Source organism: Bradyrhizobium sp. NBAIM03 (assembly GCF_020194055.1).
Classification (GTDB): domain Bacteria; phylum Pseudomonadota; class Alphaproteobacteria; order Rhizobiales; family Xanthobacteraceae; genus Bradyrhizobium; species Bradyrhizobium yuanmingense.
In genome coordinates this window covers 1-383 of record NZ_JADYVS010000289.1, presented here as the reverse complement: position 1 = coordinate 383, position 383 = coordinate 1, and the positions used below count along the sequence as shown (strand labels likewise).

General features: G+C 62.1%; 1 protein-coding gene. It reads right to left on the bottom strand.

Annotated features, from left to right (window positions below; translation table 11 throughout):
* A partial coding sequence (locus I6F21_RS38555; protein ID WP_225184494.1) for an ABC transporter permease subunit occupies nt 1-371 on the bottom strand: 371 nt, incomplete at its 3' end.
* Between the last annotated feature and the right edge of the window lie 12 nt (nt 372-383).

The following is a 383-nucleotide window of genomic DNA, read 5'->3' as shown; positions in this document are numbered from 1 at the left end:
AGGCTAGTGAGCGCAAGAATGGCCGCGCTCATGCGGAACGGCAGGAAGGTGATCACCGGTGTCAGGCTGTTGGGCATGATGTGGCGCCACATGATCTGCCAACTGGACAGGCCCATCGCTCGCGCGGCCTTCACATAGTCGAGCGAGCGGTTGCGGTAGAACTCGGCGCGCACGTAATCCGACAGGCTCATCCAGCCGAACAGCGACAGCAGGATGATCAGCAGCCCAAGGCTGGGGGTGAAGATCGACGCGAAGATGATCAGCAGGTACAGCTCCGGCATCGAACTCCAGATTTCAATCAGGCGCTGCGACACCATATCGAAGCGCCCGCCGAAGAAGCCCATCAGCGCGCCGGTCAGCGTGCCGACCACCACGCCGAGCAC